Annotated in this window: 25 protein-coding genes and 1 pseudogene; 9 read left to right on the top strand and 17 right to left on the bottom strand. The window is 70.8% G+C overall.

Annotated features, from left to right (window positions below; all coding sequences use genetic code 11):
• Genes mftD through mftA form a run of 4 tightly spaced genes read right to left on the bottom strand, consistent with a single transcriptional unit; the run spans position 1 to position 2,837 of the window.
• Positions 1-1,212: a pre-mycofactocin synthase MftD gene (gene mftD, locus PV734_RS17205; protein WP_319290176.1), complete on the bottom strand. Its 1,212-nt coding sequence runs from the start codon at positions 1,210-1,212 to the stop codon at positions 1-3.
• Positions 1,205-2,419, bottom strand: coding sequence for a mycofactocin radical SAM maturase (gene mftC, locus PV734_RS17210; RefSeq protein WP_319095584.1), 1,215 nt, complete (start codon positions 2,417-2,419; stop codon positions 1,205-1,207). Before mftC ends, mftD begins: the two co-directional genes overlap by 8 nt.
• The gene (mftB, locus tag PV734_RS17215) at positions 2,416-2,682 is read right to left on the bottom strand and encodes a mycofactocin biosynthesis chaperone MftB (protein ID WP_319095583.1); all 267 of its coding nucleotides are present in this window, start codon (positions 2,680-2,682) and stop codon (positions 2,416-2,418) included. Before mftB ends, mftC begins: the two co-directional genes overlap by 4 nt.
• An 8-nt stretch (positions 2,683-2,690) precedes the next feature.
• The gene (gene mftA, locus PV734_RS17220) at positions 2,691-2,837 is read right to left on the bottom strand and encodes a mycofactocin precursor MftA (protein WP_319095582.1); all 147 of its coding nucleotides are present in this window, start codon (positions 2,835-2,837) and stop codon (positions 2,691-2,693) included.
• Between the two features lie 120 nt (positions 2,838-2,957).
• On the opposite strand from mftA, the gene mftG reads away from it, so the two are divergent.
• Positions 2,958-4,496, top strand: a complete 1,539-nt coding sequence (gene mftG / locus PV734_RS17225) for a mycofactocin system GMC family oxidoreductase MftG (protein WP_319290178.1) — start codon at positions 2,958-2,960, stop codon at positions 4,494-4,496.
• A gap of 111 nt (positions 4,497-4,607) precedes the next feature.
• Here mftG and mftR read toward each other — a convergent pair whose 3' ends face one another.
• Positions 4,608-5,297, bottom strand: coding sequence for a mycofactocin system transcriptional regulator (gene mftR, locus PV734_RS17230; RefSeq protein WP_319290180.1), 690 nt, complete (start codon positions 5,295-5,297; stop codon positions 4,608-4,610).
• Positions 5,298-5,422: 125 nt separating this feature from the next.
• Between mftR and PV734_RS17235 the strand changes: the two genes are divergently transcribed.
• Positions 5,423-5,830: a CoA-binding protein gene (locus tag PV734_RS17235; RefSeq protein ID WP_319290182.1), complete on the top strand. Its 408-nt coding sequence runs from the start codon at positions 5,423-5,425 to the stop codon at positions 5,828-5,830.
• Between the two features lie 146 nt (positions 5,831-5,976).
• The gene (locus tag PV734_RS17240) at positions 5,977-7,149 is read left to right on the top strand and encodes a 4-hydroxybenzoate 3-monooxygenase (RefSeq protein WP_319290211.1); all 1,173 of its coding nucleotides are present in this window, start codon (positions 5,977-5,979) and stop codon (positions 7,147-7,149) included.
• Between the two features lie 77 nt (positions 7,150-7,226).
• On the opposite strand, the pseudogene PV734_RS17245 reads toward PV734_RS17240, so the two are convergent.
• Positions 7,227-7,635 (bottom strand): annotated as a pseudogene (locus PV734_RS17245) (YbaK/EbsC family protein).
• A 43-nt stretch (positions 7,636-7,678) separates the two neighbouring features.
• Positions 7,679-8,251: an XRE family transcriptional regulator gene (locus PV734_RS17250; RefSeq protein ID WP_319095731.1), complete on the bottom strand. Its 573-nt coding sequence runs from the start codon at positions 8,249-8,251 to the stop codon at positions 7,679-7,681.
• Positions 8,252-8,440: 189 nt separating this feature from the next.
• Between PV734_RS17250 and PV734_RS17255 the strand changes: the two genes are divergently transcribed.
• Positions 8,441-9,298, top strand: coding sequence for a DMT family transporter (locus PV734_RS17255; protein ID WP_319095578.1), 858 nt, complete (start codon positions 8,441-8,443; stop codon positions 9,296-9,298).
• 25 nt (positions 9,299-9,323) lie between these two features.
• On the opposite strand, the gene PV734_RS17260 is transcribed toward PV734_RS17255, so the two are convergent.
• Positions 9,324-10,115: an acyltransferase gene (locus PV734_RS17260; RefSeq protein ID WP_319095730.1), complete on the bottom strand. Its 792-nt coding sequence runs from the start codon at positions 10,113-10,115 to the stop codon at positions 9,324-9,326.
• 106 nt (positions 10,116-10,221) lie between these two features.
• Here PV734_RS17260 and PV734_RS17265 point away from each other — a divergent pair, with 106 nt between their 5' ends.
• Complete coding sequence (locus PV734_RS17265) at positions 10,222-10,749, top strand: gamma carbonic anhydrase family protein (RefSeq protein WP_319290184.1); 528 nt, start codon at positions 10,222-10,224, stop codon at positions 10,747-10,749.
• 62 nt (positions 10,750-10,811) lie between these two features.
• Here the strand turns inward: PV734_RS17265 and PV734_RS17270 are convergent, their stop codons facing one another.
• Positions 10,812-11,456 (bottom strand): DedA family protein, encoded by a 645-nt coding sequence (locus tag PV734_RS17270; RefSeq protein ID WP_319095576.1) that lies wholly within the window; start codon positions 11,454-11,456, stop codon positions 10,812-10,814.
• 166 nt (positions 11,457-11,622) lie between these two features.
• Positions 11,623-13,572 carry an RICIN domain-containing protein gene (locus PV734_RS17275; RefSeq protein ID WP_319290185.1) on the bottom strand — a complete coding sequence of 650 codons (1,950 nt, stop codon included), beginning with the start codon at positions 13,570-13,572 and terminating at the stop codon, positions 11,623-11,625.
• Positions 13,573-14,302: 730 nt separating this feature from the next.
• Here PV734_RS17275 and PV734_RS17280 point away from each other — a divergent pair.
• Positions 14,303-15,403, top strand: coding sequence for a hypothetical protein (locus PV734_RS17280; RefSeq protein ID WP_319095574.1), 1,101 nt, complete (start codon positions 14,303-14,305; stop codon positions 15,401-15,403).
• Positions 15,404-15,514: 111 nt separating this feature from the next.
• Positions 15,515-16,816, top strand: a complete 1,302-nt coding sequence (locus PV734_RS17285) for an MFS transporter (RefSeq protein WP_319095573.1) — start codon at positions 15,515-15,517, stop codon at positions 16,814-16,816.
• 31 nt (positions 16,817-16,847) lie between these two features.
• On the opposite strand, the gene PV734_RS17290 is transcribed toward PV734_RS17285, so the two are convergent.
• Both PV734_RS17290 and tuf read right to left on the bottom strand, forming a co-directional pair.
• Positions 16,848-17,693, bottom strand: a complete 846-nt coding sequence (locus tag PV734_RS17290) for a fused MFS/spermidine synthase (protein ID WP_319095572.1) — start codon at positions 17,691-17,693, stop codon at positions 16,848-16,850.
• A gap of 97 nt (positions 17,694-17,790) precedes the next feature.
• Positions 17,791-18,960, bottom strand: coding sequence for an elongation factor Tu (gene tuf / locus PV734_RS17295; protein WP_319290188.1), 1,170 nt, complete (start codon positions 18,958-18,960; stop codon positions 17,791-17,793).
• Between the two features lie 455 nt (positions 18,961-19,415).
• Here tuf and PV734_RS17300 point away from each other — a divergent pair, with 455 nt between their 5' ends.
• On the top strand, positions 19,416-20,201 hold the full coding sequence (locus PV734_RS17300) for a TVP38/TMEM64 family protein (protein ID WP_319095570.1): 786 nt from the start codon (positions 19,416-19,418) through the stop codon (positions 20,199-20,201).
• 37 nt (positions 20,202-20,238) lie between these two features.
• On the opposite strand, the gene PV734_RS17305 is transcribed toward PV734_RS17300, so the two are convergent.
• The 3 genes from PV734_RS17305 to PV734_RS17315 are packed head-to-tail and all read right to left on the bottom strand — an operon-like array spanning position 20,239 to position 23,146.
• Positions 20,239-20,973 (bottom strand): cupin, encoded by a 735-nt coding sequence (locus PV734_RS17305; RefSeq protein ID WP_319095569.1) that lies wholly within the window; start codon positions 20,971-20,973, stop codon positions 20,239-20,241.
• Positions 20,967-21,902 (bottom strand): PmoA family protein, encoded by a 936-nt coding sequence (locus tag PV734_RS17310; protein ID WP_319290190.1) that lies wholly within the window; start codon positions 21,900-21,902, stop codon positions 20,967-20,969. The genes PV734_RS17305 and PV734_RS17310 overlap by 7 nt, the downstream gene beginning before the upstream one ends.
• Positions 21,899-23,146, bottom strand: a complete 1,248-nt coding sequence (locus tag PV734_RS17315; protein ID WP_319095567.1) for a Gfo/Idh/MocA family protein — start codon at positions 23,144-23,146, stop codon at positions 21,899-21,901. The genes PV734_RS17310 and PV734_RS17315 overlap by 4 nt, the downstream gene beginning before the upstream one ends.
• Positions 23,147-23,497: 351 nt before the next feature.
• Between PV734_RS17315 and PV734_RS17320 the strand changes: the two genes are divergently transcribed.
• Positions 23,498-24,373 (top strand): undecaprenyl-diphosphate phosphatase, encoded by an 876-nt coding sequence (locus PV734_RS17320; protein WP_319290192.1) that lies wholly within the window; start codon positions 23,498-23,500, stop codon positions 24,371-24,373.
• Between the two features lie 300 nt (positions 24,374-24,673).
• Here the strand turns inward: PV734_RS17320 and PV734_RS17325 are convergent, their stop codons facing one another.
• Together PV734_RS17325 and PV734_RS17330 are read right to left on the bottom strand one after the other, a co-directional pair.
• Complete coding sequence (locus tag PV734_RS17325) at positions 24,674-25,099, bottom strand: DUF4277 domain-containing protein (protein WP_107308636.1); 426 nt, start codon at positions 25,097-25,099, stop codon at positions 24,674-24,676.
• 89 nt (positions 25,100-25,188) lie between these two features.
• Positions 25,189-26,061: a class I SAM-dependent methyltransferase gene (locus PV734_RS17330; RefSeq protein WP_029183901.1), complete on the bottom strand. Its 873-nt coding sequence runs from the start codon at positions 26,059-26,061 to the stop codon at positions 25,189-25,191.
• Between the last annotated feature and the right edge of the window lie 7 nt (positions 26,062-26,068).

The following is a 26,068-nucleotide window of genomic DNA, read 5'->3' on the forward strand; positions in this document are numbered from 1 at the left end:
TCAGTCGACCGGGGCGGGACGGGCCACCGGTACGTCCTCGCCGCCCAGGGTCAGCGGGAAGCCGGGCGGGATCACCAGATCCCGGGGCGACAGTTCGTGGACGGAGGAGTGGCCGAGGCCGAGGACGGCCGAGTCGAGGCCGCCGCGCAGGATGTCCAGCACGTTCTCGACGCCGGCCCGTCCGCCCGCCGCCAGGCCCCACAGATAGGCGCGGCCGATCAGGACGGCACGGGCACCGAGGGCGAGGGCCTTCGCGACATCGCTGCCCCGCCGGATGCCGCCGTCCAGCAGGACTTCGACCTGGTCGCCGACCGCTTCGGCGATCGAGGGGAGCACGCGGATCGTGGCCGGGGTGGTGTCGAGGTTGTTGCCGCCGTGGTTGGACACGGACAGGGCGGACACGCCGGCGTCGACGGCCCGTCTGGCGTCGTCGACCCGGGTGACCCCCTTGAGCAGGAAGGGACCTCCCCACTCGCCGCGCAGCCACTTGACGTCCTCCCAGGTGGGCGGCGCGGTCCGCATCCACTCGCCGTAGGCGCCGAAGAAGGTGGGCGCCCGGCCGCCGGGGGCCCGCAGGTTGGGCACGGTGAGGTCGGGGGCGCGTCCGGATCTCGCGTGGCGCCACAGCCACCCGGGCCTGGGCAGCACGTCGGGGGCGAACTTCAGCATGGTTCGGAGGTCGAGCTTCTCCGGGATGGCGGGGCTGCCCCAGTCCCGGCCGTGGGAGAACGACCAGTCGAGGGTGACGATGAGCGCCTTGGCTCCCGCCGCCCGGGCCCGGTCCATGCGCTGGATCATCGTGTCGCGCGTGCCGCTCCAGTACAGCTGGTAGAAGAGGTCCGGCCGGGCCGCGGAGACCTCTTCCACCGGCTTGCTCGCGAACGAGCTGAGGCTCATGATGACGCCCCTGCTCGCCGCGGCCCGGGCGACCGCCACCTCCCCGTCCGGGTCGACGGCCTGCACTCCGGTCGGCGAGATGAGCACGGGCAGCGAGGTGGGTACGCCCAGTACCGTCGTCGACAGGTCGCGCCGCGCGTGGTGGCCCACCACGCGCGGGGCGAAGCCCAGTTCGCCGAACGCGGCGAGGTTGTCGTCGAGGGTGCGCCCGCGTTCGGAGCCCGCGACGAGCGCGCCGTACACCGAGCTGGGCAGCCGCTTCCGGGCCCGGCGCTGCGCCTCGGCGACCGTTTCGAACCAGGGGTTCCTAGCCATGTGTCGCGTCCTTTCCGGTGGGCGCCAATTCCAGCCCGGCCAAAGGGTGTTCGGCACAGTCGCTCACCGGTGGCCGCCGGGTGAGAACGAGGTCCACCGACCTGCGGGAGTGGTCACCCGACGGCTTGGGTACCGGCGTTCCGGCGCGGCGGGCCAGCAGCGCTTCCCCGTGGCCCTGTACGCACTCGGGGTCGGGTCCGTCCATCGGCAGCCCGGTGAAGAACTTCGCGGCCATGCAGCCGCCCTTGCAGGTGTCGTAGAACGCGCAGGAGGCGCAGGCTCCGCCGTGCTGCGGGGTGCGCAGCCGCCGGAACAGTTCCGAGCCGCGCCACACTCCCGAAAAGCCGTCCGGCTGACGGACGTTGCCCGCGAGGAACTCCTCGTGGATGGCGAACGGACAGGCGTACACGTCACCGACCGGGTCGATCAGACAGACGACACGCCCGGCGCCGCACAGGTTGAGACCGGGCAACGCCTCACCGTACGCGGAGAGATGGAAGAAGGAGTCGCCTGTCAGGACGTTCTCTCCGTTGGCCAACAGCCAGTCGTACAGCGCACGTTGCTGTACGGGCGTGGGATGCAGTTCGTCCCAGACGTCGGCGCCGCGTCCGGACGGCCGAAGCCGGGTCAGGCGCAGCTGGGCACCGAAGCGGTCGGCGAGCGCCTTGAAGGCGTCCAGTTGCGGGATGTTGTGCCGGGTGCAGACCACGGAGATCTTGAAGTTCCGCATTCCGGCGGCGGCGAGGTTCTCCAGTGCCCGCAGCGCGGTCGCGTACGAACCGGCCCCGCGTATCGCGTCGTTGACGTCGGCGGTCGCGCCGTCGAGGGAGATCTGGACGTCCACGTAGTCGTTGCAGGCGAGACGGGCGGCGGCGTCGGGGGTGATGCGTACGCCGTTGGTGGAGAACTTCACGCCCACGTGGTGGGCGGTGGCGTAGTCGAGGAGTTCCCAGAAGTCGGCGCGGACGGTCGGTTCACCACCGCCGATGTTGACGTAGAAGACCTGCATGGCCTCCAGCTCGTCGATGACGGCCTTGGCCTCCTCGGTGCTCAGCTCGCGGGGGTCGCGCCTGCCGGAGCTGGACAGACAGTGGGAGCAGGCCAGGTTGCAGGCGTAGGTCAGTTCCCAGGTGAGGCAGATCGGCGCGTCGAGCCCGTGCTCGAACAGGTCGACCAGCCGTGGCGTGTGGGCGGTTGCGGCGGTCATGGTGTCCTTCCGACGAGCATCGACGACTGGACGAGGACGGCCAAGGCCCTTCCGTAGCGGGGGAGTTCACCCTCGTCGAGGCCTGCGGCCAGACAGGCGTCGCGGGCCGTGGGCGCGTCCGCGAGGGACTGGACGACGGCCAGCAGGCGACGGTCCTTGAGGAACGACAGCTTGCGGGTCCCGAAGTGGTAGAGCAGCGCGCCGAAGGGTTCGGGGCGTACGGAGACCTGCGGATGCAGGTCCCAGGCCCGGTCGAGGTCCATCGGGCGGCCTAGTAGACGCCGCACATGCCGTCGATGGAGACCTCCTCGATCAGGTCGTCGGCCTCGATCAGCGGCTCCGGCGGCTCTGCGGCCGGGGTCCGAGCGTCCTGGATCTCGCTGGCCGGGACGGACCGGGTGTCATGGAACTCGTTCATGCGACTCTCCCTGTGCATCGCTTCCGACGGACATCCGGAGAATAATGGCACCGGGTGCCGAAAGTGAAGGGGACGGGCACGACGAGGACCGCGAGGGACACAGGAGAGAGCCAACTCCCTTTGAAACAGGCCGAGATGAAGCCGGACGTCATCGTGACAGGGGCCGGCGGCAGCGGTGCCGTGCTCGCGGCCCGGCTGACCGAGGACCCCGAACGCACCGTGCTGGTACTGGAGTCGGGCCCGGTGCCGAGGCGACTCTCGGCGTTTCCGGCCGAGTTGCTGGACGCCCGACTCGTGCCCGGCGCACAGCCAGGAACGCCCGCGGTCCAGCCGTACCCGGCGCACCTCACACCTCGACGCCCGTACACGGTCGTCCGGGGGCGCTACCTCGGCGGCTCGACGACGGTCAACGGCGGCTACTTCGTCCGGGCCAGGCGCGAGGACTTCGACCGCTGGTCGACGGTGGGCGGCACGGATTGGTCGTACGACGGTGCGCTGCCGTTCCTACGGGCCCTGGAGACCGACCTCGACCACGGCGCCGACCCCACGCACGGAACGGCGGGACCGATACGGGTGCGGCGCACGGACCTGCGGCACCCCGCCGCCCTCGCGTTCCGGGACGCGGCCCGCCACCTGGGCTTTCCGCCGGAGCCCGACAAGAACGCCCAGCGGGAACCGGGGTTCGGCCCGGTCCCCTGCAACGTGGTCGACGGAGTGCGCCTCAACACCGGCGTCAGCTACCTGCTGCCGGCCCTCGACCGGCCCAACCTGACGGTGCGGGGCGGCAGTACGGTCCACCGGGTCGTCGTCGAGCACGGCCGCGCGACCGGAGTGGTCGTCGAGCGCGACGGACACCGTGAGCTCGTCGAGTGCGGTGAGGTCGTCCTGTGCGCGGGGGCGTTGCGCTCCCCGCATCTCCTGCACCTCTCGGGCATCGGACCGCGCGGCGACCTGGACCGCATCGGCATCCCCGTCGTACGGGACGCCCCCTCCGTCGGGGTCCGGTTCGGCGACCACCCCCAGGTCGTCCTGGAGTGGACTCCCCGTACGCCCCTCCCGGAACCGATCGGCTCCTGGCTCGGCGGAGGTCTGCATCTGCCCTCGTCGGACGGCGACCACCCCGGCGGCGACCTGGAAGTCCTCCAGTCACTCGTCCCCCTGTCCGGACTGGCCGACGGAACGGTGAGCGTCCCCGGCGCGCCTCTGGCATTCCTCGTGTCCGTCCAGTCGCCCGGCCTCGGGGGCCGGATGCGCACCTGGTCCGCCGACCCCGCCGTACCCCCGAGCCTCGACCACAACTACCTGCGGACCCCAGACGACAGACGCCGGATGCGCGAGGCGATCCGCACGACCGCCGAACTGCTGGCCACCCCGGCCTTCGTCAGGATCTCCGCCGGTCTGCTCGACCCGACCCCCGAGATACTGAACGACGACCGATCCCTCGACACCTGGATCCACGCCCACCTGGCCACCGCCCACCACACCTGCGCCACGATCCCCCTGGGCCCCGCGGTGGACCCCCAAGGAAGGGTGCACGGCATAAAGGGCCTCCGAGTAGCAGACACCTCAATCCTCCCCACACCCCCTCTACGCGGCCCAGCGGCAACAGCCGTCCTCATAGGCGAACTAATAGCAAACGCGATGCGCTCCACCGAATAGCCCCCGAGGAACGCGAGAAACTGCGCACCATTCCCCCAAGGGGCGCGGGGAACTGCGCAACCAGCCACGACGGCGCAGCACCAACCCACGAACCCGAACCCCTACTCCCGCTCACCCGTCGGAGACACCCCCACCGAACCCCACCCCAACCTGCCGCATCGCCTGATCCAACAACGCACCCAAACTCCCCTCCGGCTCCGTCAACCAGTGCTCATACGCGGCAATACACGCGGCCAGCGCCGCATGGCCAAGCAGCCTCGGCTCCAGATCGGACACCGACCGCCCCATCCGCCGCGCGGCGAACGCCGTGACCAGCTCCCGCCAGGTCGCGTACCGCACGGTCGAGTCGGCCTGCAGCGTCGGCACCCGCAGGATGAGCGTCATCCGCTGCCGATGCCAGGGCACCACCGCCGGGTCGAAACGGTTGAACTCGACCACCGCGCCACGCAGCGCGTCCATCATCGGAGCGGCCGGATCGGTCGCCGCCAGCAGCTCCTCGAACCCGCGCAACTGGTCCTCGAAGTCGCCCCACACAAGGTCGTTCTTGGACGCGAAATAGCGGAAGAAGGTACGTCGGCCGATACCGGCGGCGGCGGCGATGTCGTCGACCGTCGTGGCGTCGAAGCCCTGCCGGGCGAACAGCTCGAAGCCCAGACGTTCGAGAGCGGCCCGTGAGGTCACCCGGGGCCGGCCCGTACGGGCCGCCCCTTCCTCGCCCTCACCACCCGCCCGGTACTCCCCCGACCGGACCTTCGCCGCTCCGCCCGTCACACTCCCCCGCCGTCCCGTGTCAGCAACCACACGACACATCATGCAACGGCCGGGCCCCCGGCCACCCCCGCCGGTGCCAACGGCGGGGAATCACCGCAGCCCAGCCACTGTTGTCACGCACAACAGAGGCTGTTCGAACACCCAGGAGGCCGGCCGTGTACGGCGACTCAGCGACGATCCGCAAGATCCTGACCGAGCGAGGCGACACCTGGGCGATCGTTGGCCTGTCGTCGAACTCGCAGCGCGCCGCCTACCGGGTGGCCGAGGTCCTCCAACGCCACGGCAAGCGGATCGTCCCCGTCCACCCGAAGGCCGAGACGGTCCACGGCGAGCAGGGTTACGCCACGCTGGCCGACATCCCCTTCGACGTCGATGTCGTCGACGTCTTCGTGAACAGTGCCCTCGCCGGTGGGGTCGCCGACGAGGCGACCGCGATCGGCGCCAAGGCCGTCTGGTTCCAGCTCGACGTCATCGACGAGGCCGCGTACGACCGCACCAGGGCCGCCGGCCTCGACATGGTCATGGACCGCTGCCCGGCCATCGAGCTGCCGCGCCTCGGCTGACTCTCGAACACTCCCCGGTTTCCGGCAGCCTCACGAACAGTGGGAGTTACCCGACCACGGCGGGCGGTCGACATAATGCAGGAGTGACTTTCGCCTCACCGCCCTCCGGCCCCACGCCCAACTCCCCCTCCGCGCAACAGTCCCCGGTGGTGATCGTGGGCGCCGGACCCGCCGGTCTCACCGTCGGCAACATCCTGCGGGCAGCCGGCCTCGACTGTGTGGTGCTGGAGACGGAGAACCGGGAGTTCATCGAGCGGCACCCCCGGGCCGGGTTCATCGAGGAGTGGGCGGTACGCGCGCTCCAACAGCGTGGTCTGGCCGACACGTTGCTCGAACGGGCGGGTACGCACACCAAGTGCGAGTTCCGGTTCGACGGCCGACGCCATCGTTTCGAGTACGCCGAGCTGTCGGGCCACCGCCACTTCGCCTATCCCCAGCCGCTGTTGGTGACGGACCTGGTGCGCGAGTACGCCGACGTGCACGGCGGCGACATCCGGTTCGGCGTGCGGGACGTGCTCGTCCACGACCTCGACACCGACCGGCCCGCCGTGTCCTACGTCTCCGCGGAGACGAGTCAACGAGAGTACGTGCAGGGCGAGTTCATCGCCGGATGCGACGGGGCACGTGGAGTGACCCGTACGGCGATCCCGGCGGAGCACTCCCGGGTCGCGCGGCACGACTACGGCATCGGCTGGCTGGCCCTTCTCGCCGAGGCGCCGCCGTCCAACGACTGCGTGATGTTCGGCATCCATCCGCGCGGCTTCGCCGGGCACATGGCCCGGGGGCCCGAGGTCACCCGCTACTACCTGGAATGCCCGCCCGGGGACGATCCGGAGAACTGGCCGGACGACCGCGTCTGGGCCGAACTCCACGAACGGCTGGGCGCGTTGGGGGCTCCCCCGCTCAACGAGGGCCGTCTGATCGAGAAGCGCGTTCTCGACATGCACAACTACGTGGTGGAGCCGATGCAGTTCGGGCGGCTCTTCCTTGCCGGTGACGCGGCCCATCTCACCGCTCCCATCGCCGCCAAGGGAATGAACCTCGCCCTGCACGACGCCTTCCTGCTCGGCGACGGACTCGTCGACTACCTCACGAAGGGCGACCCGGACGCCCTCAACGGCTACTCGAAGGCGTGTCTGCGGCGCGTCTGGCAGTACCAGGAGTTCTCCCTGTGGCTGTCCGACATCTACCACGGGGCGTCGTCGGGCGACCCGTACCGCTCCGGCACCACCCTGGCCCGGCTGCGTCGCATCCTCAACTCCCCGGCGGCGGCAGCGGCGTTCGCCGACGTGTACATCGGCAGGGACGCCGACCACTGACACCGGGAACCGCGAGGCGCCGTAGCCGACTCCGGCCCACCCGGGCCAGGACGACCCGCCGTCAGCCCGCCAGTCCGTCAGTCGACGCCCAGCCCGGCCACCACCACGGCTCCCGGAAGCCCGGCGAACGCCTTCCCGGGCACCAGCAGCTTGCCGCGCCGCCGCCTGCTGCCGACCAGCACCCAGGGGAGGTCGACAACGGCGGAGTCGACCAACAGGGGCCAGGATTCCGGGAGCCCGATCGGCGTGATGCCTCCGCACTCCATGCCGCTCTCCCCGACGGCCGTGTCCATCTGCGCGAACGACGCCTTGCGGGCGCCGAGTTGGCGGCGCACCACGCCGTTCACATCGACCCGGGTGGTGGAGAGGACGAGACACACGGCGAGGGTGGTCCCGCCGCCGCACCGGCCGGCCACGACCACACAGTTCGCCGAGGCAGTCGGGGGCCGGGGTGGCGGAGTCGAAGTCTCCGATGGGCGCGCGCATGACGGCACGCCAACAGCCTCGGGCGGGCCTTCGGCCGGGCGGCTCAGCTCACCGGCGGGACCGACACCGACATCAGCATCTCCACCGGCAGGGCGCCGTCATTGCCGTATGTGTGGGGGACGTTGGCCTCGAAGGTGGCGCTCGCGCCGGCCGGGACGCGGTGTTCGACTCCGTCGACCGTGAGCGTCAGTTCGCCCGCCGTGACGTGGAGGATCTCGAACGTGCCCGCGGGGTGCGGGTCGGACGGGCTGCTGTCGCCGGGCATGAGCCGCCAGTCCCACAGTTCCAGCGGGCCCGGCGCCTCGGTGCCCGCCAGAAGCCGGTTGTAGCTGCCCGCGTCGTTGTGCCACAGCCGCACGGCCTGGTCGGCGGGGATGATCCGGACCTTCGGGCCCTGTTCGTGGTCGAGCAGGGTGGTGATGCTGACGCCGAGCGCGTCGCCGATCTTCACGACCGTGCCGAGGCTCGGGTTGGTGCGGGCCTGTTCGATCTGGATGAGCATCCCGCGGCTCACTCCGGCACGGGCGGCGAGCGTCTCCAGGGTGAAGCCCCGCTCGGCGCGCCAGCGCTTCACGCTGCGCGCCAGGGACTGGGTCAGCAGGTCGAGGTCCGACAATGTTCCGTCCCAGTTCTCGTCCGACACTCTTGCCTTCGGCGCGGTCATCGGCTTCGGCTACCGCTTCCACTTCAGGCCTCATCCTGCCGCACAATCCTGAGTGCAACATCTTGCATGGCAAGGTTCACTTCAATGTACTACCGTGTGGTGCACCGAATCGTTCACTCCACTGTACTGCGAGGCGTCCTCATGACCGCATTCTTCGCCCTGGTCACCAGCCTGCTCTGGGGGCTGGCCGACTTCGGCGGCGGCCTGCTGACCCGGCGCATGTCCGCGTTGACGGTGGTCGTGGTCTCCCAGTCGATGGCGGCGGTCGTGCTCGGCACGATCGTGGTCCTGACCGGCGGCTGGAGCGAGGCAGGTCCGAGGCTCTGGTTCGCGGTCGCCGCGGGCGTGGCCGGACCGGTGGCCCTGCTCTCCTTCTACAAGGCGCTCGCCCTGGGCCCGATGGGGGTCGTCTCCCCGCTCGGCTCCCTCGGCGTCGCCGTCCCCATCAGCGTGGGGCTCTTCCTCGGCGAGCGTCCCGGGCTGCTCCAGTTCGCGGGGATCGCGGTCGCCGTCGTCGGGGTCCTGCTCGCGGGCGGCCCGCAGCTCAGGGGCGCGCCCGTGCAGCGCCGGGCGATCCTGCTGAGCCTGCTCGCGGCGTTCGGCTTCGGCACCGTGTTCGCCCTGATCGCGGAGGCGTCGACCACGATCACCGGCCTGTTCCTCGCGCTCTTCGTCCAGCGCCTGACGAACGTGGCCGTCGGCGGCGCGGCACTGTACGTCTCGGTCCGCCGGGGTGGCACCGCCCTCCCGGCAGACGGCTTCCCCTGGCGCCTGCTCCCCGCGCTCGGCTTCGTCGGCCTCGCCGATGTCGCCGCCAACGGCACCTACTCGATCGCCGCCCAGCACGGCCCGGTCACCGTGGCCGCCGTACTCGCCTCGCTCTACCCGGTGGTCACCGCCCTGGCGGCACGTGGCTTCCTCAGCGAACGCCTGCGCGCGGTCCAGGCGGCGGGCGCGGGCCTGGCCCTGGTGGGCACGCTCCTGCTCGCCACCGGCTGACCGCCGGTCACGGCATCCGCCGGGATCAGGACTCGGCGCGTACGTCCCCGACGTGCTCCCCGGCGTCCAACTCCGCCAGCCGCGCCACAGCCCCCTCGTCCAACTCCGCCAACGCCCGCAACTGGTCCGGAGTGGTCCCCTCCGGTATCGGTGTCGGGGCCGGTGTCCGCAGCGGCGGGCGCCAGCCACCGGCCGGCGTCCAGCGGCGTACGACGCGGGCCGGGGCCCCCGCCACCACCGCGTGGTCGGGCACCGTTCCGCGTACCACCGCCCCGGCGGCCACCACCACGTTCCGCCCGATCCGCGCCCCCGGCAGGATCACCGCACCGGTGCCGATCCAGCAGCCCGGGCCGATCTCCACCGGCTCCATCCGCGGCCACTGCTTGCCGATGGGCTCGTGCGGATCGTCGTACGAATGGTTGGTGGACGTCACGTACACATACGGCCCGAAGTAGCAGTCGCTGCCGATGGTCACCGTCGTGTCGGCGATGACATGGCTGCCGCGGCCGAGGACGACTCCGTCGCCGATACGCAGAATGGGGTCGGGGCCGAGGTCGAGGTCCGGCATCAGACCGGCCGTCAGGGTCACCTGCTCGCCGACGATGCAGTGGGAGCCCAGCTCGATCCAGGGTTCACCGAAGACCGTGCCCAGCGGGAAGGCGAGCCTGGTACCTGTTCCCATCGCCCGGAAGCTCAGCCGCCCGGGGCTCTCGGCGGTCACGGAACCCGTGCGCTGCACCCAGGCCCAGCCCGCGTGCACCGCGCGCTGCGCCAGCCGACGCCGCCATGACGAGAACGTGTTCTTGGGCTTGGGCACCCGCACACCGTACTCACGGCCGGGCGGGGCCAGCATGCCGTACACCTGTGATCTTCGCCCCACGCAGGTGGCGTACCGTCGACGCATTCGAGGACCAGGAGGCGCGATGACGCACAAGGCGTTGATCACCGGCATCGGCGGCAGGGAACCGAAGGTGGACGAGGAGGCGTTCGTGGCGCCCACGTCCTCGGTGATCGGGGACGTGACCCTTCAGGCAGGGTCCAGCGTCTGGTACGGGGCGGTGCTGCGCGGCGACGTGGAGCGGATCTCCGTCGGTACCCGGAGCAACATCCAGGACAACTGCACGCTGCACGCCGATCCGGGCTTTCCCGTGACGATCGGCGAGCGGGTCTCCGTGGGCCACAACGCGGTGGTGCACGGCGCGACGGTCGAGGACGACTGTCTGATCGGCATGGGCGCGACCGTGTTGAACGGCGCTGTCATCGGCGCGGGTTCACTGGTGGCGGCGCAGGCACTGGTACCGCAGGGGATGCGGATCCCGCCGGGCTCACTGGTGGCGGGCGTGCCGGCGAAGGTACGGCGGGAGCTGACGGAGGAGGAACGCCAGGGCGTAACCCTCAACGGGACGCACTACGCGGAACTGGCGAAGGCCCACCGGCAGATCCACGAGTAGAGCGGCGCGCCCAAGGGGCGCGGGGAACCGCGCGACAAGTCACGGTCAACCCGTGCCCAAGGTCAGTCCGCAGCCCCTACGGTCTCCACGTCGCGCAAAGCACCCTGCGCCTTCTTGGCCTTGCGCTTGAGCACCAGCATCGACGTCAGACCGAACAGCACCGCCAGCACCAGGCCCAGCCACGAGAACCGCTTCAGCCAGGACTCCGCGACCACGCCCACGTAGTAGATGACCGCCGTCGTACCGCCCGCCCAGATGATCCCGCCCAGTACGTTGGCGATCAGGAACTTCCAGTACGGCATCCGCAGCACTCCCGCGAGGGGCCCCGCGAAGATCCGCAGCAGCGCGACGAAGCGGCCGAAGAAGACGGCCCACATGCCCCACTTCTCGAAGGAACGCTCGGCGGTGGCGATGTGTCCCTCACCGAAGTGCTTGGGGAACTTCGCGCCGAGCCAGGCCAGCAGCGGCCGACCGCCCTTGCGGCCGATGGCGTAGCCGATGGAGTCACCGATGATCGCGCCGGCACTCGCACACGCGCCGAGGACGAACGGGTCTATCTCGCCGTGCTGGGAGGCGAGCAGCGCGGCGGAGACCAGAATGATCTCGCCCGGCAGTGGAATGCCCAGACTCTCCAGCCCGATGACCAGCCCCACCAGGGCGTAGATGCTGACAGCGGGGATCGTCTCCAGCCATTCCTGCACGTGCAACGCCGGTTTCCTTCCGATCTCGCCGTAGCCCGGTACGTCCGCGTTCCCGGCGCGCGCCCGGCCATGGGCACACGCCGGGAAGCCTACCGGGTCGAGGTGACACCGGGTCCGCGCCCGCATCCCGCGGCTCGCGCCGACGCTCCCGTTCGGATCTGACTCGTGTCAGTCAGCTGGGCGAGCGACCCGACACCTGTGTGAGCGAGCCGACCGCCCGCACCGCCGAGACCACGACGGCCTTCACGGCGTCCAGCGGCTGCTGCAGGTCCGCCGCCGGGATGGGCGCGGGCTGCTGCTCGGTGCCGTCGTCCGCGACGTACCGCGTCTCGAACTGCTGGTCGGAAGTGGCCTCGGGCGAGGGCTCGGACGCCCCGGGTGCTCCCGAGGTCCCGTCACCGGAATGGGACTCGGGCCCCTGTTGCGTGCCGTTCGGACCGGTCTCCCCCTTTCCCTTCGGCTTCGGCTCCTCCTCCCCGCCCTTCGCGTCCTTGTCCGCCTTGTCCTCCTTGCCACCTGTCGCCGCCCCGTCGCTCTCCTGCCGGTCCCCCTTCTTGCCGGAGTCGGAGGCGGACCGCTCGGGCACGAGCGTCCAGGTCTCCCCCGCGGACCCGGACCTCGGCTTGACCACGACGTCCGCACCGGCCCGGAGCGTGACGGGCACGACCGCCAGTTCCTCGCGCCAGCGGGGCAGCAGTTCGCCCTGGACGGTGAGGTCGTAGCGAACCTCGTCGGCGGCGGACCCGACGCAACCGGAGAGGACGACGTCTCCGTCGGCGCCGTGGGAGTCGAGGCACAGCCTCGGGTCGGCGAGGCTGCGCAGGAGTCCGTCGTACTCGTACGACCACTGCTGGGTCAGGGCGGACGAGCACACGGCCAGCCGCGTACCGGCGCCGGCCAGGACCCGGCCGCCCCGGATGTCCAGGCACAGGCCGGTGGCGTCGTGGTGCAGCCTGCCGTGTTGCCCCGCGCCGGGATAGGCGGCGGGGGCCGTCGACGACCCGTCGCCCTGAGACGGCGAGGCCGACCCCGGGTCGGCGGGGCTCGGGGAGGCGACCCCCGGTCCGGCCGAGTAGCCGCTGGCCGTCCCCCAGGTGGCCGTCGGCACAGTGCTGTCGTGCGACCAGTTGCGGGCACCGAGCACGCTCGCGAGCAGCGCGAAGGACATCACACCCACTCCGACGGCCACGGCGCGCCTGCGCCTCCCCGGGAGGACGAACCGGTCCTCGGCCAGAGGGAGATGGGCCATGAGCCGATGGCGTCCACCGCTGCCGGAGCCCCGCCCGCTGCCGCCGCCGCGGGCGGCCGGCTTACGGGGGAAGGCACCCGGGCCACCACGTCCCGGACGGGAGTCGAGATACCGGCGGGCTCCCCAGCCGAGCACGGCCTCGGCGATGAGCGTGCCGAGTTCGCCTTCGAAATGGCTGAGTTGCTCAGCGGCGTGCCGGCAGTGACGGCACCCCAGCAGATGCTGCTCGACATCGGGCAACAGGGCGCCACCACGTCGGATCGGAACGTCCAGCAGGCGGTTGTAGAAGCGGCATTCGTTGGACGGCGCGAGTTCACGATGGGCGTGTACACAAGCGGTGCGGAATTGCTCGCGGGCCTGTTCCAGCGCTGTCGCAGCGCTTACGGAGTCAACCCCCACCAGACCGGCCGGTACGGAAAGGGGCTCGGCCTCGACCTCGGTGTGCCAGAGCAGGTATTGGGCCGCTCTCGGCAGGACGCCGAATGACCGCTCGGCCAGTTGCCGATTCTCGGATGTCCGAGCCCTCGCCGCGCGTAGACCACGCCCACCGGTGGGTTTACGGAGTTCCGGCAGCACCGCCGAAATACCGTCCTCGGCAGACCACTCCCGGACCGTTTCCCTTACCGCCACGAGGAGTTGGGGTCGCAGCGCCCGATTCGACTCACCGCGCTCCAGCAACCCGAGCACTCGGTGGAAGGCCGACGTGGCGGCCATCGTGGCGAGGTCGCCCTCGACCGCGAGACAGATGGCCGCGTAGTCGTACGTCGACTGCCAGTGCCGCGCCAGCAGTAGTGCGACGGCGTACGCACTCTCACCCTCCACGTGCCCTCGCAGTCGCGCGGCGAGGTTCGTGTCGGATTCCCCCTGGACCATGCCAGGACGAGGCGGGTAGGGCGGACGCGGTGGGGGAGGGGATTGCACAGAACCTATTTCCTTCCAAGCCGTAGGACGGCACGAGCTAATTGCACATCCACGGGAAATCAGGTGCCCGGTTGGTGCGTACCTACGACTCGTCAGCTGGGGGACTTTCGGGTCGACCGGCACGGAATCCCGAGCGGGACAAGGGGGTCTGCCCTCCGCCCCCGCGCGAGTTGGCCCACACTCGCACACACGTCTCACCATAAACAAGCAGTACGAGTGACCAAAGTTCAAAACGAAAGGAATTCAGATGTGTTACCGCCGGTATCCGTACCGGCATTCGAAATTGCACCTCCGACACCGGCCGAGTTGTGTGCGTGAGCACCCGGATGGCACACACAATCTTCATCTTCCGGCGCCGCGGGAGACGGCCCACGCCGGGCCGGGACCCCGGGGCCAACTGACGGCCACCCGCGCCGAGTTGATCACCCGTCCCGGTCGGCGGCAGTCGGATCTCGGAGCAAAAAACGACTATGACCCGGTAGGTCCGTGGACCTACCGGGTCATAGCGGCTCCGACAGCCGGCCAACTGTCGCGGGATACCAGCAGATATTCCGACATAGGGCCGGACAACGTCCATTTCGTCACCACCGACACCGCCTACAGCGCGCTTCCACCGGTCGGCGACGACCGCATGGCGGCTCGGGCCGAATCGGGCCCGCGGATCGCCGTATCGTTACCGGCCATGTGGCCAGAAGAGCAGCCGCCCGGGGGCGAGCAGAATCCGCAGGACCCGCACCATCCGCAGCAGGCGCAGGTCCCGCCGCACAATCCCTACCAGCAGGCGGGCTATCAGCAGCCGAACCCGTATCAGCAACCCGGATACCAGCAGACCGGATATCCGCAGCCCAACCCCTACACCCAGCCCCCGCAGCACCAGCCGCAGCCGGCCTGGGGTGCTCCGGCGCCGACGGGCGCCCCGCAGCCACCGTCGGACGGAGGCGGGAACCGGACGAAGGCCACCGCGATCGTGGCGGCCATCGCTGTCGTGATCACGGCCGGTGTGACCGGTTTCCTGGTCCTGGGCGGCGACAAGGACGAGCAGGCGGGCGCGGGCGACAAGGACAAGCGGTCCGCGCCCGCGTCGACGCCCGCCTCCGAATCGGCGGACCCCGGTGATTCGGCCTCCGCGTCCGCACCGGCCACCGACGACAACCCTCGGGACTCCGAGGCCGAGCAACCGACCGTCGCCGGGTGGAAGGTCGTCGTGAATCCGAAGTGGGGCACGGCCTTCGACGTACCGGCGGGCTGGGAGGTGAAGACGCCGGGCACGCTGATCGGCTTCGAGGAGACCGACGCCAAGGCCGACACCAAGCCGATCATCACCATGTCGGCGCCCGCGTACTACAAGCCGAAGTGGTGTGTCTCGGACGACGACAAGGACGGCCGTACGTCTGACACCGCGCTCGCGGCCGTGGGCACCAAGGGTGCGAGCGGCGCCAGGAACGCCGACGAGGTCGCCCTGAACCAGGTCCCCTGGTGGGTCTACGGCGGCTACACACAGCCGGACAAGAAGAGCCTCGTCTTCGACGAGAAGGCGACTCCGTACACGACGAAGTCGGGCATCAAGGGCAGTTTCGCCCGGGCCCACTCGAAGAACACCCCGCAGAAGGGGAAGTGCGCGAGCGACGGCAAGGCCATCACCTTCGGTTTCAAGAACTCGGCCGGCGACTACGTGGCATGGAGCCTCTACGGCGCCACAGGCGTCACCGGGGAGGTGTCCGACAAGACCATCATGCAGATCCTGAGCACGGTCCGACTGCACGGGGACCCGACCGGGGCGTGACCTGGGTGGACGGGACCCGGGTGGACGGGACCGGCCGAAACCGGCCGGTCCGGGGCGCGCCGGGTCAGGAAATGAATTGGCAAGTCGGCGGTGGGCGGCGATAGTCGCCCGGTGACCTCCGCCGGCTCCCCCACCACACGTCCACGCCGCCCCGACTGGGCCGGCCGCAACTACAGCCTCCTGACCGCGTCGGCGGTCGTGACGAACCTCGGCAGCAACGGGGCGACGATCGCCGCCGCGTTCGCCGTGCTGGAGGCGGGCGGCGACGCCGGTGACGTGGGACTGGTCGCGGCGGCCCGGACGTTGCCGCTGGTGCTGTTCCTGCTGATCGGCGGCGCGGTCGCCGACCGGCTCCCCCGGCACCATGTGATGGTCGCCGCCAACGCCCTCAACTGCCTCTCACAGGCGGCGTTCGCGGCGCTGGTCCTGGGCGGGGAGCCACAGCTGTGGCAGATGATGCTGCTGACCGCCCTCGGCGGCACCGGGCAGGCGTTCTTCAGTCCCGCGGCCGAGGGCATGCTGCTGTCCTCGGTCAAGGGCGACCATGCCGCCCGCGCCTTCGCGGTGTTCCGGATGGCGATGCAGAGCGCCTCGCTGGGCGGCGCGGCCCTCGGCGGCGCCATGGTCGCCGTGCTCGGCCCCGGCTGGGTCCTCGCGGTGGACGCGGTGGCGTTCGCCGTCGCCGGGGCACTGCGCTCGTTCCTCGACGTGAGTCACATCCCGGCGCGCGAGCCGGGCGGCGGCATGCTCTCCGATCTGCGGGAGGGCTGGCGGGAGTTCGCCGGACGGTCCTGGCTGTGGGTGATCGTCGTCCAGTTCGCCGTCGCCAACGCGGTCATCGGCGCCGCCCAGTCGGTGTACGGCCCGCTGGTGGCCCGCGACAGCCTGGGCGGGGCCGGCCCATGGGGACTGGCGCTGGCCACCTTCGGGGCCGGCACGGTCGCCGGTGCCCTGCTGATGACGCGCTGGAGACCACGCCGGCTGCTGCTCGCCGGCACCCTCTGCGTGTTCCCCCTCGCGCTGCCCGCCGCCGCGCTCGCCGTACCGGCGCCCATGGCCGTGCTCTGCGCGGTGATGTTCACGACCGGCGTGACGCAGGAGGTGTTCGGCGTGAGCTGGATGACCGCGCTGCATCAGGAGATCCCCGAGGACAAGCTCTCCCGCGTCTCCGCTTACGACTGGTTCGGCTCGGTCGCGCTGCTCCCGCTCGCCACGGCACTCGCGGGCCCCGCGGAACACGCCTTCGGCCGCACGCCGGCCCTCTGGGGCTGCGCGGCCCTGATCGTGGTGGTGACGGCGGCTGCCCTGTGCGTACGCGACGTACGGAACCTCACCCGGCGCACGAAGGAGACCGCCCGTGATTCGCCCCAGAAGGCGCCGGTGAAGGGCGAGTTGGAGAGCACGGGCGGCTGACGCCCGTGGTGCCGTCCTCGCGCACCGAGCCTCACCCGATCCCGAAGGCCCCTTGCGGCGGCACCGGTGACGGCACCGCCTCCTCGTCCCGGACAGGTGCGGCGCCCCCGATGAACTCCCGTAGCGCGGGCCCGTGTTCGAGGCGGGCCGGGAAGGCGTCGGAGGCGACACGGCGGGCCAGGGCTGCCGGGTCGAGAGGGCGGTGTCCGGCGACGAGCACCGCGTTGCCGAAGCGCCGGCCCCGTAGCACCCCCGGCTCGGCGATCAGCGCCAGATGCTCGAACACCACTGAGAACGTGGCGAGTTGGGAGCGCAGAAAAGCGAAGGGCGCGGCGTCGGCCAGGTTGGCGAGGTAGACGCCGTCACCGCGCAGCACCCGCCGGGCTTCTTCGGCGTACGTCAGGGAGGTCAGGTGCGCCGGCACGCGTGAGCCGCCGAACACGTCGGCGACAAGCACATCCGCGGAGTCGTCGGGGGCGGCTTCGAGCCAGGCGCGGGCGTCGGCCGCGTGCAGGGCGATGCCCGCGTCGGCGGGGAGCGGAAGGTGTTCCACGACCAGGTCGAGCAGCCCGCGGTCGGCCTCGACGACGTCCTGCCGGGAACCGGGCCGGGTCGCGGCGACGTACCGGGGCAGGGTGAGCGCGCCACCACCGAGGTGCAGGACGTCCAGCGCCCGCCCCGGATCCGCGACGGTGTCCAGGACGTGCCCGAGCCGGCGCGCGTACTCGAACTCCAGATACGTCGGGTCGTCCAGATCGACGTACGACTGGGGCGCCCCGTCCACCGTGAGCAACCAGGCACGCTCACGGTCGACGTCGGGCATCAGTTTGGCGAACCCATGATCAACGGCACGGGCAACGGGTATCGACTCGGTCACCCGTCAATTGTGCCTGCCATGAAGCGCCCCAAAGGGGCGCGGGGAACTGCGCGACCAGCCACAAACGGCCCGCGGTCCCCCACTCACACCAGCCCCCTCACACGACGGCGGTCACGGTCCCCGCCCCCACAGTCCGCCCACCCTCACGGATGGCGAACCCGAGCCCCGGCTCCAACGGCACCTCGCGCCCCAGCTCGACCGTCATGGAGACGGTGTCACCGGGCCGCGCGACCGCGATCTCACCAAGATCGACATCTCCGACCACATCAGCCGTACGGATGTAGAACTGCGGCCGATACCCCGTGGCCACCGGCGTCGCACGCCCACCCTCCCGGGTCGACAGCACATACACCCGCGCGGAGAACCGGCAGCTCGGCACGACACTGCCGGGCGCCGCGACCACATACCCGCGTCGCACCGCGTCACGCGGCACCCCGCGCAGCAGCAGCGCCACGCTGTCCCCGGCCTGCGCCTCCTCCATGGGCTTGCCGAACGTCTCCAGCCCCGTCACGACGCTCTCGATCCCCGCGCCGAGCACTTCGACGCGGTCGCCCACCCGGACCGTGCCGCGCTCGACCGCACCGGTGACCACCGTGCCCCGGCCGGTGATGGTGAGCACGTTCTCGACCGGCAACAGGAACGGCGCGTCGAGATACCGCTCGGGGACGGGCACATACGTGTCCACCGCGTCGAGCAGCGCGTCGATCGACGCCGTCCAGCGCGGGTCGCCTTCGAGCGCCCTCAGCCCCGACACCCGTACGACGGGTACCGCGTCGCCGCCGTACCCCTGGGAGGTGAGCAGTTCGCGGACCTCCAGCTCCACGAGGTCCGTCAGCTCCTCGTCACCGGCGTCGGCCTTGTTGAGTGCGACCACGATGTGGTCGACGCCCACCTGCCTGGCCAGCAGGACGTGTTCGGCGGTCTGCGGCATGATCCCGTCGAGCGCGGAGACGACGAGGATCGCCCCGTCGAGCTGCGCGGCCCCGGTGACCATGTTCTTGACGTAGTCGGCGTGGCCGGGCATGTCCACGTGCGCGTAGTGCCGGGTGTCGGTCTCGTACTCCACGTGCGCGATGTTGATGGTGATGCCCCGCGCGGCCTCCTCCGGGGCGCGGTCGATCCGGTCGAACGGGACGAACGTGCCGGAGCCGCGCTCGGCGAGCACCTTGGTGATGGCGGCGGTCAGGGTGGTCTTCCCGTGGTCGACGTGACCCATCGTGCCGATGTTGAGATGCGGTTTCGTGCGGATGTAAGCCGTCTTGGACATGGCGGTACCTCGAAGCCTCTTCAGCGGTACTGAACGAAGGTCCCGGCGCGGAGAACGCGGCCGGGACGGGGACCCCGAGGAAGTTCGCCGACCCTCCCCCTACGGGGTCCGCCGGACGATCCGGGAAGGGTCAGCTTCGAGCGCCGTCGACCGCGGCCGCGAAGATCGGGACGGCAGCCTTCGGGGCATCCGCGACTGCGGACGCTGCGAGGAGGAAGGCGTACCGGAACATGAGGCCGATCATCGCCGACGCGTCACCGCACGTCGAATGGTTTTCCGGCGACGGGGGCCTCGTCGGGGCGGGAACTCCCACAGCAGTGGCGCATGTCACGGCGTGGTGTTTCCGCAGGGTAGGGAGGCACGTGTCACCGGACGCGCCGGTCGTGTCCACGGTTGTTCCCCCGTTGAGACGAACCATACGGCGATCACACATACGCGTCGGTTAGTGTCGCCGAATGCTCGATGCCACCACCCGCTCTGGGGGCACCGCCACGGCCACTCCCCCGGCCATCGCTTCGGAGCTCTCCCCGCTCTCCCCTGCCGTGATCGTCGTCGCCCCGCCCGGCGGCCTCGCCGCGCGCTGCACGAGAGCGCTGCTCTCGCCGTGGTCGCGGCTGTCGCTCCTTGTTCTTCTGCTCGGCGCCGCGGCGTCGTGCGTCCTGCTCTTCGAGCCCCAGCGGCTGCTCGCCGACGGCTGGCCGCCCCAGGTCGGCGGGGCAGCGGCGGCGCTGGTCTTCGGGGCGGCGTACGGACTGTGCACCGTGGCGTTCGTACCGCGTCCGCTGCTGAACCTCGCGGCGGGCGCGCTGTTCGGTTCCCAGCTGGGCCTCGCCGCCGCCCTCGCGGGGACGGTCCTGGGTGCCGGGCTCGCCTTCGGCCTGGGCCGCGTCCTCGGCCAGGACGCGCTGCGCCCGCTGCTGCGCGCCCGCTGGCTCCAGGCGGCGGACGGCCAGCTCAGCCGGCACGGCTTCCGCTCCATGATGGCGGCGAGACTGTTTCCCGGGGTGCCCTTCTGGGCCGCGAACTACTGCGCCGCCGTCTCCCGCATGGGCTGGCTGCCGTTCCTGTTCGCGACGGCACTCGGATCCGTTCCGAACACCGCCGCGTACGTCGTCGCGGGGGCCCGCGCCTCGTCGCCGACCTCCCCCGCCTTCCTGATCGCGATGGCCTTCATCGCCGTACCGGCCGTGGTGGGCACCGTGGTGGCCTGGCGCAAGCGGCACCACCTGCGCGGACACTGATTCCGTACCTGGAAGGAAGGCGCGGGGCGCGCCCTCTCTACGAGGTGCCCCGGTACACGTCCAGCCGCCCGCACATCCCGAACTTCCCCTGCGCCGAAGGCTGTTCGGCTCGTACGACGGCCTGCGCGAGGTGGGACGTGTCGCCCCGTTCCAGCCGGTCGAGCTGGGCGCCCGTCGCCGTGGCCGCCGCCTCGGCGCCGCGCCGCCAGCGCTCACGCCAGTCGGCGAGCCGGGGCCGTACGAGAGCTGCCGCCGCCTCGTGGAAGGCGGCCAGCGCCTCCGGCCCCTCCGCCTCCCGAAGCGCCCGGTACCCCTCCAGGGCGAGGTCGCGCCGGGCCCGGGCCACCCGCTCCTGCTCGGTGACGGGCGCGTCGGCCGGGATCACGGTCGCGGCGGCGTACGTCTCCGGGTCGGTCAGGTACCTCGGCGGCAGCGTGAGCACGGCGTCGCCCGCCTCCGGCAGCCCGCTGTTCTGCATGAGGACGGTGATGCGCAGTTCGTCCTCGTTGACCAGCCGGTGGATGGTGCCCGGCGTGAACCAGGCGACCGTCCCGGGCGTGAGCGGCGTCACCTCGTACCCGGACTTCGTGAGCGTCTGCACGGCTCCCCGTCCGCCCGTGACGACGTACGCCTCCGAACAGGTCAGGTGCATATGGGGAGTTCCGCCGCACACCCCGTCGACGGCCGGCCAGTCGTAGACGGACAGGTACGAGACGGCGACACCGCCGGGCAGCCCGGCGAAGGCCGCCCCGCCGGGTGCCGCACTCACCACGGGTGCTCCGCCAGGTACTTGGCGACGCCGTCGCGCTCCCACTCCCCGTCGGCGACGACGACCCGGTAGCGGCGGGTGAGCGTGTCGCCGGGCGCGAGCTCCAGTTCGTCGTGGAAGGCCCAGGAGGGGGCGACGGCGGCGAACGGCTCGTTGCGCACGAACCAGTGGGCGGGGTGGGCGCCCTCGGTCCCCAGCTGGTCGTTCTCGGGCGCGTGTGCGAAGACCAGCGTGGCATGGCCGTCGGCGCCGTCGAACTCGCCGGAGTACGCCAGCCACGGCGCCTGCGCGCCCATCAGCTCGGGTCCCTCCGCGTCGGGGCCGAGAATGCGCCCGTCCCGGAAGGCGCGGGGGCCGCGCCAGAAGAGGCCGGTGTAGCCGGCCGCCTCGCGCCCGGCGGTGGTCGGGCTGCCGAAGAGCAGCGGCTCGTCGCGCCGGTTGGTGATCGCGCTCGTCCAGGTCAGCGCCCAGGAACCCGCCGTCGGATCGACGTCGTGCACCTCCACCCGCCGCGACTCGTCCGCCCACAGTTCCCCGCTGTACGGGTGCCAGGTGAGCCGCTCCGCGATGACGACCCGGCCCGCCTCCGAGGCGACCTCGTCGAAACCGACGTGGGCCATCGAGCCGACGCGCTCGGGGAGGGCGAGATATCCCTTGCCGTGCACGTAGGAGTTGCCGCCCCACAGGTTCGCCCCCGACAGGTGCGAGGCCGTCAGCTGGAGGCCCTTGTGCCAGCGGTGGTCGTTGGGCCGGTAGTCGGTGACAACGTTTCCGGCGAGCGTCCGGATCGGGTGCAGATACGGCTTCGGCGACTCCCAGGCCGCCTCCGCCCCGTACACGTAACTGAACAGCTCGACCCCGGTGACCGGTTCGGTCACGGTGATGCGGTCACCGTGCGCGTGGACGACGCGCAGGTCCTCGGACGTGGTCACGCGGACGCCTCCTGGGTAGCGGAACCGGACATGGCACCATCGTCGCCGGTCTCGGGCGCCCAGCCGGGCGCACCGCCGTGCAGCGCGGTGTAGTAGGGGTCGCCGGGCCCGATGTCACCCGCCTTGACGGTCGTGTCCGTGAAGGCGGACTTGTACAGCGCGGTGATCAGTTCCAGGCTGGTCCGTCCGTCCGCCCCGCTGCTGCGCGGGCGTTCGCCGGCACGCATGCTGGCGACCAGTTCGCGCAGCTGCGCGAGGTGCGAGCTGGGCACGTCCACCCCGAAGTCACGCCAGGCTGCGACCTCCGCCGCCGGGACGTCCGGCGCCGGGGTGATGGTCCAGTCGGCGTTGCTGTGTCCGTACAGATGGGTGAGTTCGACGGTGGCGCGCTCGCAGTCGATGCGGATGCGGCTGACCTCGTCGGGGCTGAGCACACTGTTGACGACGGTCCCCAGCGCGCCGTTCGCGAACCGGACGAGCGCGGTGGACACGTCCTCGGTCTCGACGTCGTGCACGAGGCGCCCGGCCATCCCCCGCACCTCGCTCCACGGCCCGAGCAGATCGAGGAGCAGATCCATCTGGTGGATGCCGTGGCCCATGGCGGGCCCGCCGCCCTCGGTCTGCCAGCGTCCGCGCCAGGGGACGGCGTAGTAGGCGGTGTCGCGGTACCAGGTGGTCTGGCAGTGCGCCACGAGCGGCCGGCCAAGCGCTCCCTCGGCGAGCAGCCGCCGCACGTGCGTGGAGGCGGAGCCGAAGCGGTGCTGGAAGACGATCGAGGCGTACGGTCCGCCCCCGAGCCCCTCCTCCGCCTCGATCGCGTCGAAGTCGGCGAGCGTCGGCACCGGCGGCTTCTCGCACCAGACCCAGGCCCCGGCGCGCAGCGCGGCCACCGTCTGCTCGCGGTGCAGGGTGGGCGGCGTACAGATGGTGACCAGGTCGGGCCGCTGTTCCCGGAGCATCTGCTCCAGGTCGGTGTACGCGTGCGGAATCCCGCTCTCCGCGCAGAAAGCCTCGACCGCGTCGGCGTTGATGTCGACGGCGGCGACGACCTCCGTCTCGCCCTCGTCGGCCAGCCGGGCGAGCGCCGGCAGATGCGACCCCCGTCCGATGGCACCCGCCCCGATGACGGCGGCCCGGATACGACGCCCGGTGAGCGGCGGGAGCGGAGCGGCTGAGGTTCGCGGCACGCGACCTGCGGGAGGGTCGGCGGGCGAGGTGCCGGAACGGGTTGCGGGTGTGGTCATGTGCGTGATCAACGCTCCATCGGACGCGATGCCTGACGTGGGCCAACGCGTGATGACTCCGGACCTCCGGGGGCAGCAAGCGCTTACTCTTCGCTGGCAACGTATGTTCCGTCCGAGCAGCCGGTCAACACCTCGTCGGGAGTGTCCACGGGGTGGATGGTGCGGGGAGGGCGACCGGGCGAACCCCACCCTTTACCACCCCTTGACTCCGGCCCCTGTGCTCGGCCTGTCGCCGGAGGCCGCTAGGCTGCCCCCAACACACCTGATCTCCGCCGCTCTTCGAGCGTTCGCGCGCGGCGCCGGGTGTGTCCGTCGGCCCTTCCACGATCAGCGCTTGGACCACGTAACTTCATGTCTTGGTTTGAATCCCTCATCCTCGGACTCGTCCAGGGGCTGACCGAGTTCCTCCCCGTCTCCTCCAGTGCGCATCTGCGCCTGACGGCCGCGTTCTCCGGCTGGAAGGACCCGGGCGCCGCCTTCACGGCGATCACCCAGCTGGGTACGGAAGCCGCGGTGCTGATCTACTTCCGCAAAGATGTGGCGCGAATCCTCTCGGCGTGGTTCCGCTCGCTCACCAACAAGGCGATGCGCAGCGACCACGACGCCCAGATGGGCTGGCTGGTGATCGTCGGCTCGATTCCGATCGGCGTCCTCGGGGTCACGCTCAAGGACCAGATCGAGGGACCGTTCCGGGACCTGCGGATCACCGCGACGATGCTGATCGTGATGGGCATCGTCATCGGCGTCGCCGACCGGCTCGCGGCACGCGACGAGACCGGTGGCAAGCACCGGGCGGCCAAGGAACGCAAGGGCCTGAAGGATCTGGGCGTACGGGACGGTCTGATCTACGGCCTGTGCCAGGCGATGGCACTGGTCCCCGGCGTCTCCCGGTCCGGCGCGACCATCAGTGGCGGTCTGTTCATGGGCTACACCCGTGAGGCGGCGGCCCGTTACTCCTTCCTGCTGGCCATGCCGGCCGTGCTCGCCTCGGGTGTGTTCGAACTCAAGGACGCGTCGGAGGGCGGCCATGTCTCCTGGGGCCCGACGGCCTTCGCGACGGTCATCGCCTTCGGCGTCGGCTACGCGGTGATCGCGTGGTTCATGAAATTCATCTCGACCAAGAGCTTCATGCCGTTCGTGTACTACCGCGTCGCCCTGGGCATAGCGGTGATCGTGCTGGTCAGCGCGGGTGTGCTGAGTCCTCACGCGGGCGAATCCGGCGGCTGAAACCGGGCCGCACAGGTAGCGCTGTCTAGCATTTCCTAGCGTCTGATTGCAGCATCACGCCATGATCATCTCCCACTTGTCTCCCACTTGTCTCCCACCTGGGAGGCGGGATACGCCCTCTTAGGGCGTGGGCGTGCGCAACGTAGGGGATGACGCGGAAGGGCCCGCACGGACGTGCGGGCCCTTCCGCACAGAGGGTAGAGCGGGTCAGCTGAGGTTCATGTCCGGCCAAGGCCGCGACTCTCGCCACGCGGAAACGCAGCCGCTCATCCACCGCGTCCCAGGCATCACCCGGTGAGGTCATCTTCGAGTTCCGATGGTGTCCCTGAGGAGACATTTTGCTGCCACGGCCGGACGCGACAACGCCACTGATCGCCGAAGCCCCGAGCACGACACCGATGAGACCCGTCGATGCACCAGCCGGGACACGCATCGGCCTCCACCAAGACCCTTGACGGCCTCACACGAGTACGCCCAGTCCCCGACGCGGAACAGCGGCGCGGGAGCGGTCAGCCGGTTCGCCACCAGTACATCGATGACCTGGCCGTGCGTCAGGTCCGCCCGCGAATCCGGTGGCCGCAGCCCGTCGACGATCCCCGCGACGTCCACCCGACGCAGAAACTCGGCAGCGACAGGCAGGGCGCCCAGGCGCTTGGTCACCACGGACGTCACCACCACATCAAGGCGCTGACGCTGAGACCGAGGCCGCGGAGACCGGGAAGTCATCGACACACCCCACCCAACGCCACACGACCGGCCCAGGGCACCCCCGGCCCGGTCAGACCATACGAATCAACGACCCGCGAAGTACGGGACTAGATGCGGCGGGCGGCCCAGACGGTGCGCTCGGTGCGTACCGTCAGGTCGTCGCGGCGCGCGATGCTGTGCGGGCTGCTGGTGTCGAGGAGCTGGTCGAGCGCGGTGAGGTCCTCGGGGGAGAATCTGTCTGCGATGACGCTGCGGATGCGCTGCAGGACGCCGGTGGCGTAGCGGCCGATCGCTTCGTTGCGCGAGCCTTCGAAGTTCACGGCGATGGTGCGTTCGCCCTCGACGGTGAATCCGGCGGCGGTCAGCATCGGGCCCCAGTCGGCGCCGCGGTGGGGCATGTGTTCGGCTTGGCGGCGGTCGGCGGCGGCGTGGACGCGCTCTTCCAGGCCGGGCCTGTCCGCGGGGGCGTTTTCGGGCAGGAAACGGGGGTGGCCGGCCAGTTCGACGACGGCGAACAGGCTGCCGGGCGCGAGCGTGTCGTGGACGTTGCGCAGTGCGCGGTCGGGGTGAGCCATGTGGTGCATCGAGGCCGATGCCCAGACCAGGTTCGGTGAGCCGAGGTCGGGCCAGGCGCGGTCGTCGAGGTCGGTCTGCACGGTGCGTACGCGCTCCTGGACGCCGCGGGTGCACGCCTTGGTGCGCAGGCGCTGCAGGTGTTCGGCGGAGGCGTCGACGGCGGTGACGTGCGCGTCGGGGAAGCGGTTGAGGAGGGCGAAGGTGCCCGCGCCCGTGCCGCAGCCCAGGTCCACGATGTGGTGCGGGGTGGTCTGCAGCGGCAGCCATGCAGTGATGGAGGCGGTGTGCTCGGCGAGGACCTCGGCGTCCAGGTCGAGGATCTCCGCTTGGCCGTCCATTGCGTGCTCGTGGTGGTGACCGTGCGAAGCGCCATGGTCGGGGGTGTGGGTGAGTGCGTGGTTCATGCTCTTC

This window comes from Streptomyces sp. AK08-02 (assembly GCF_033795085.1).
In the GTDB taxonomy this organism is placed as follows: domain Bacteria; phylum Actinomycetota; class Actinomycetes; order Streptomycetales; family Streptomycetaceae; genus Streptomyces; species Streptomyces echiniscabiei.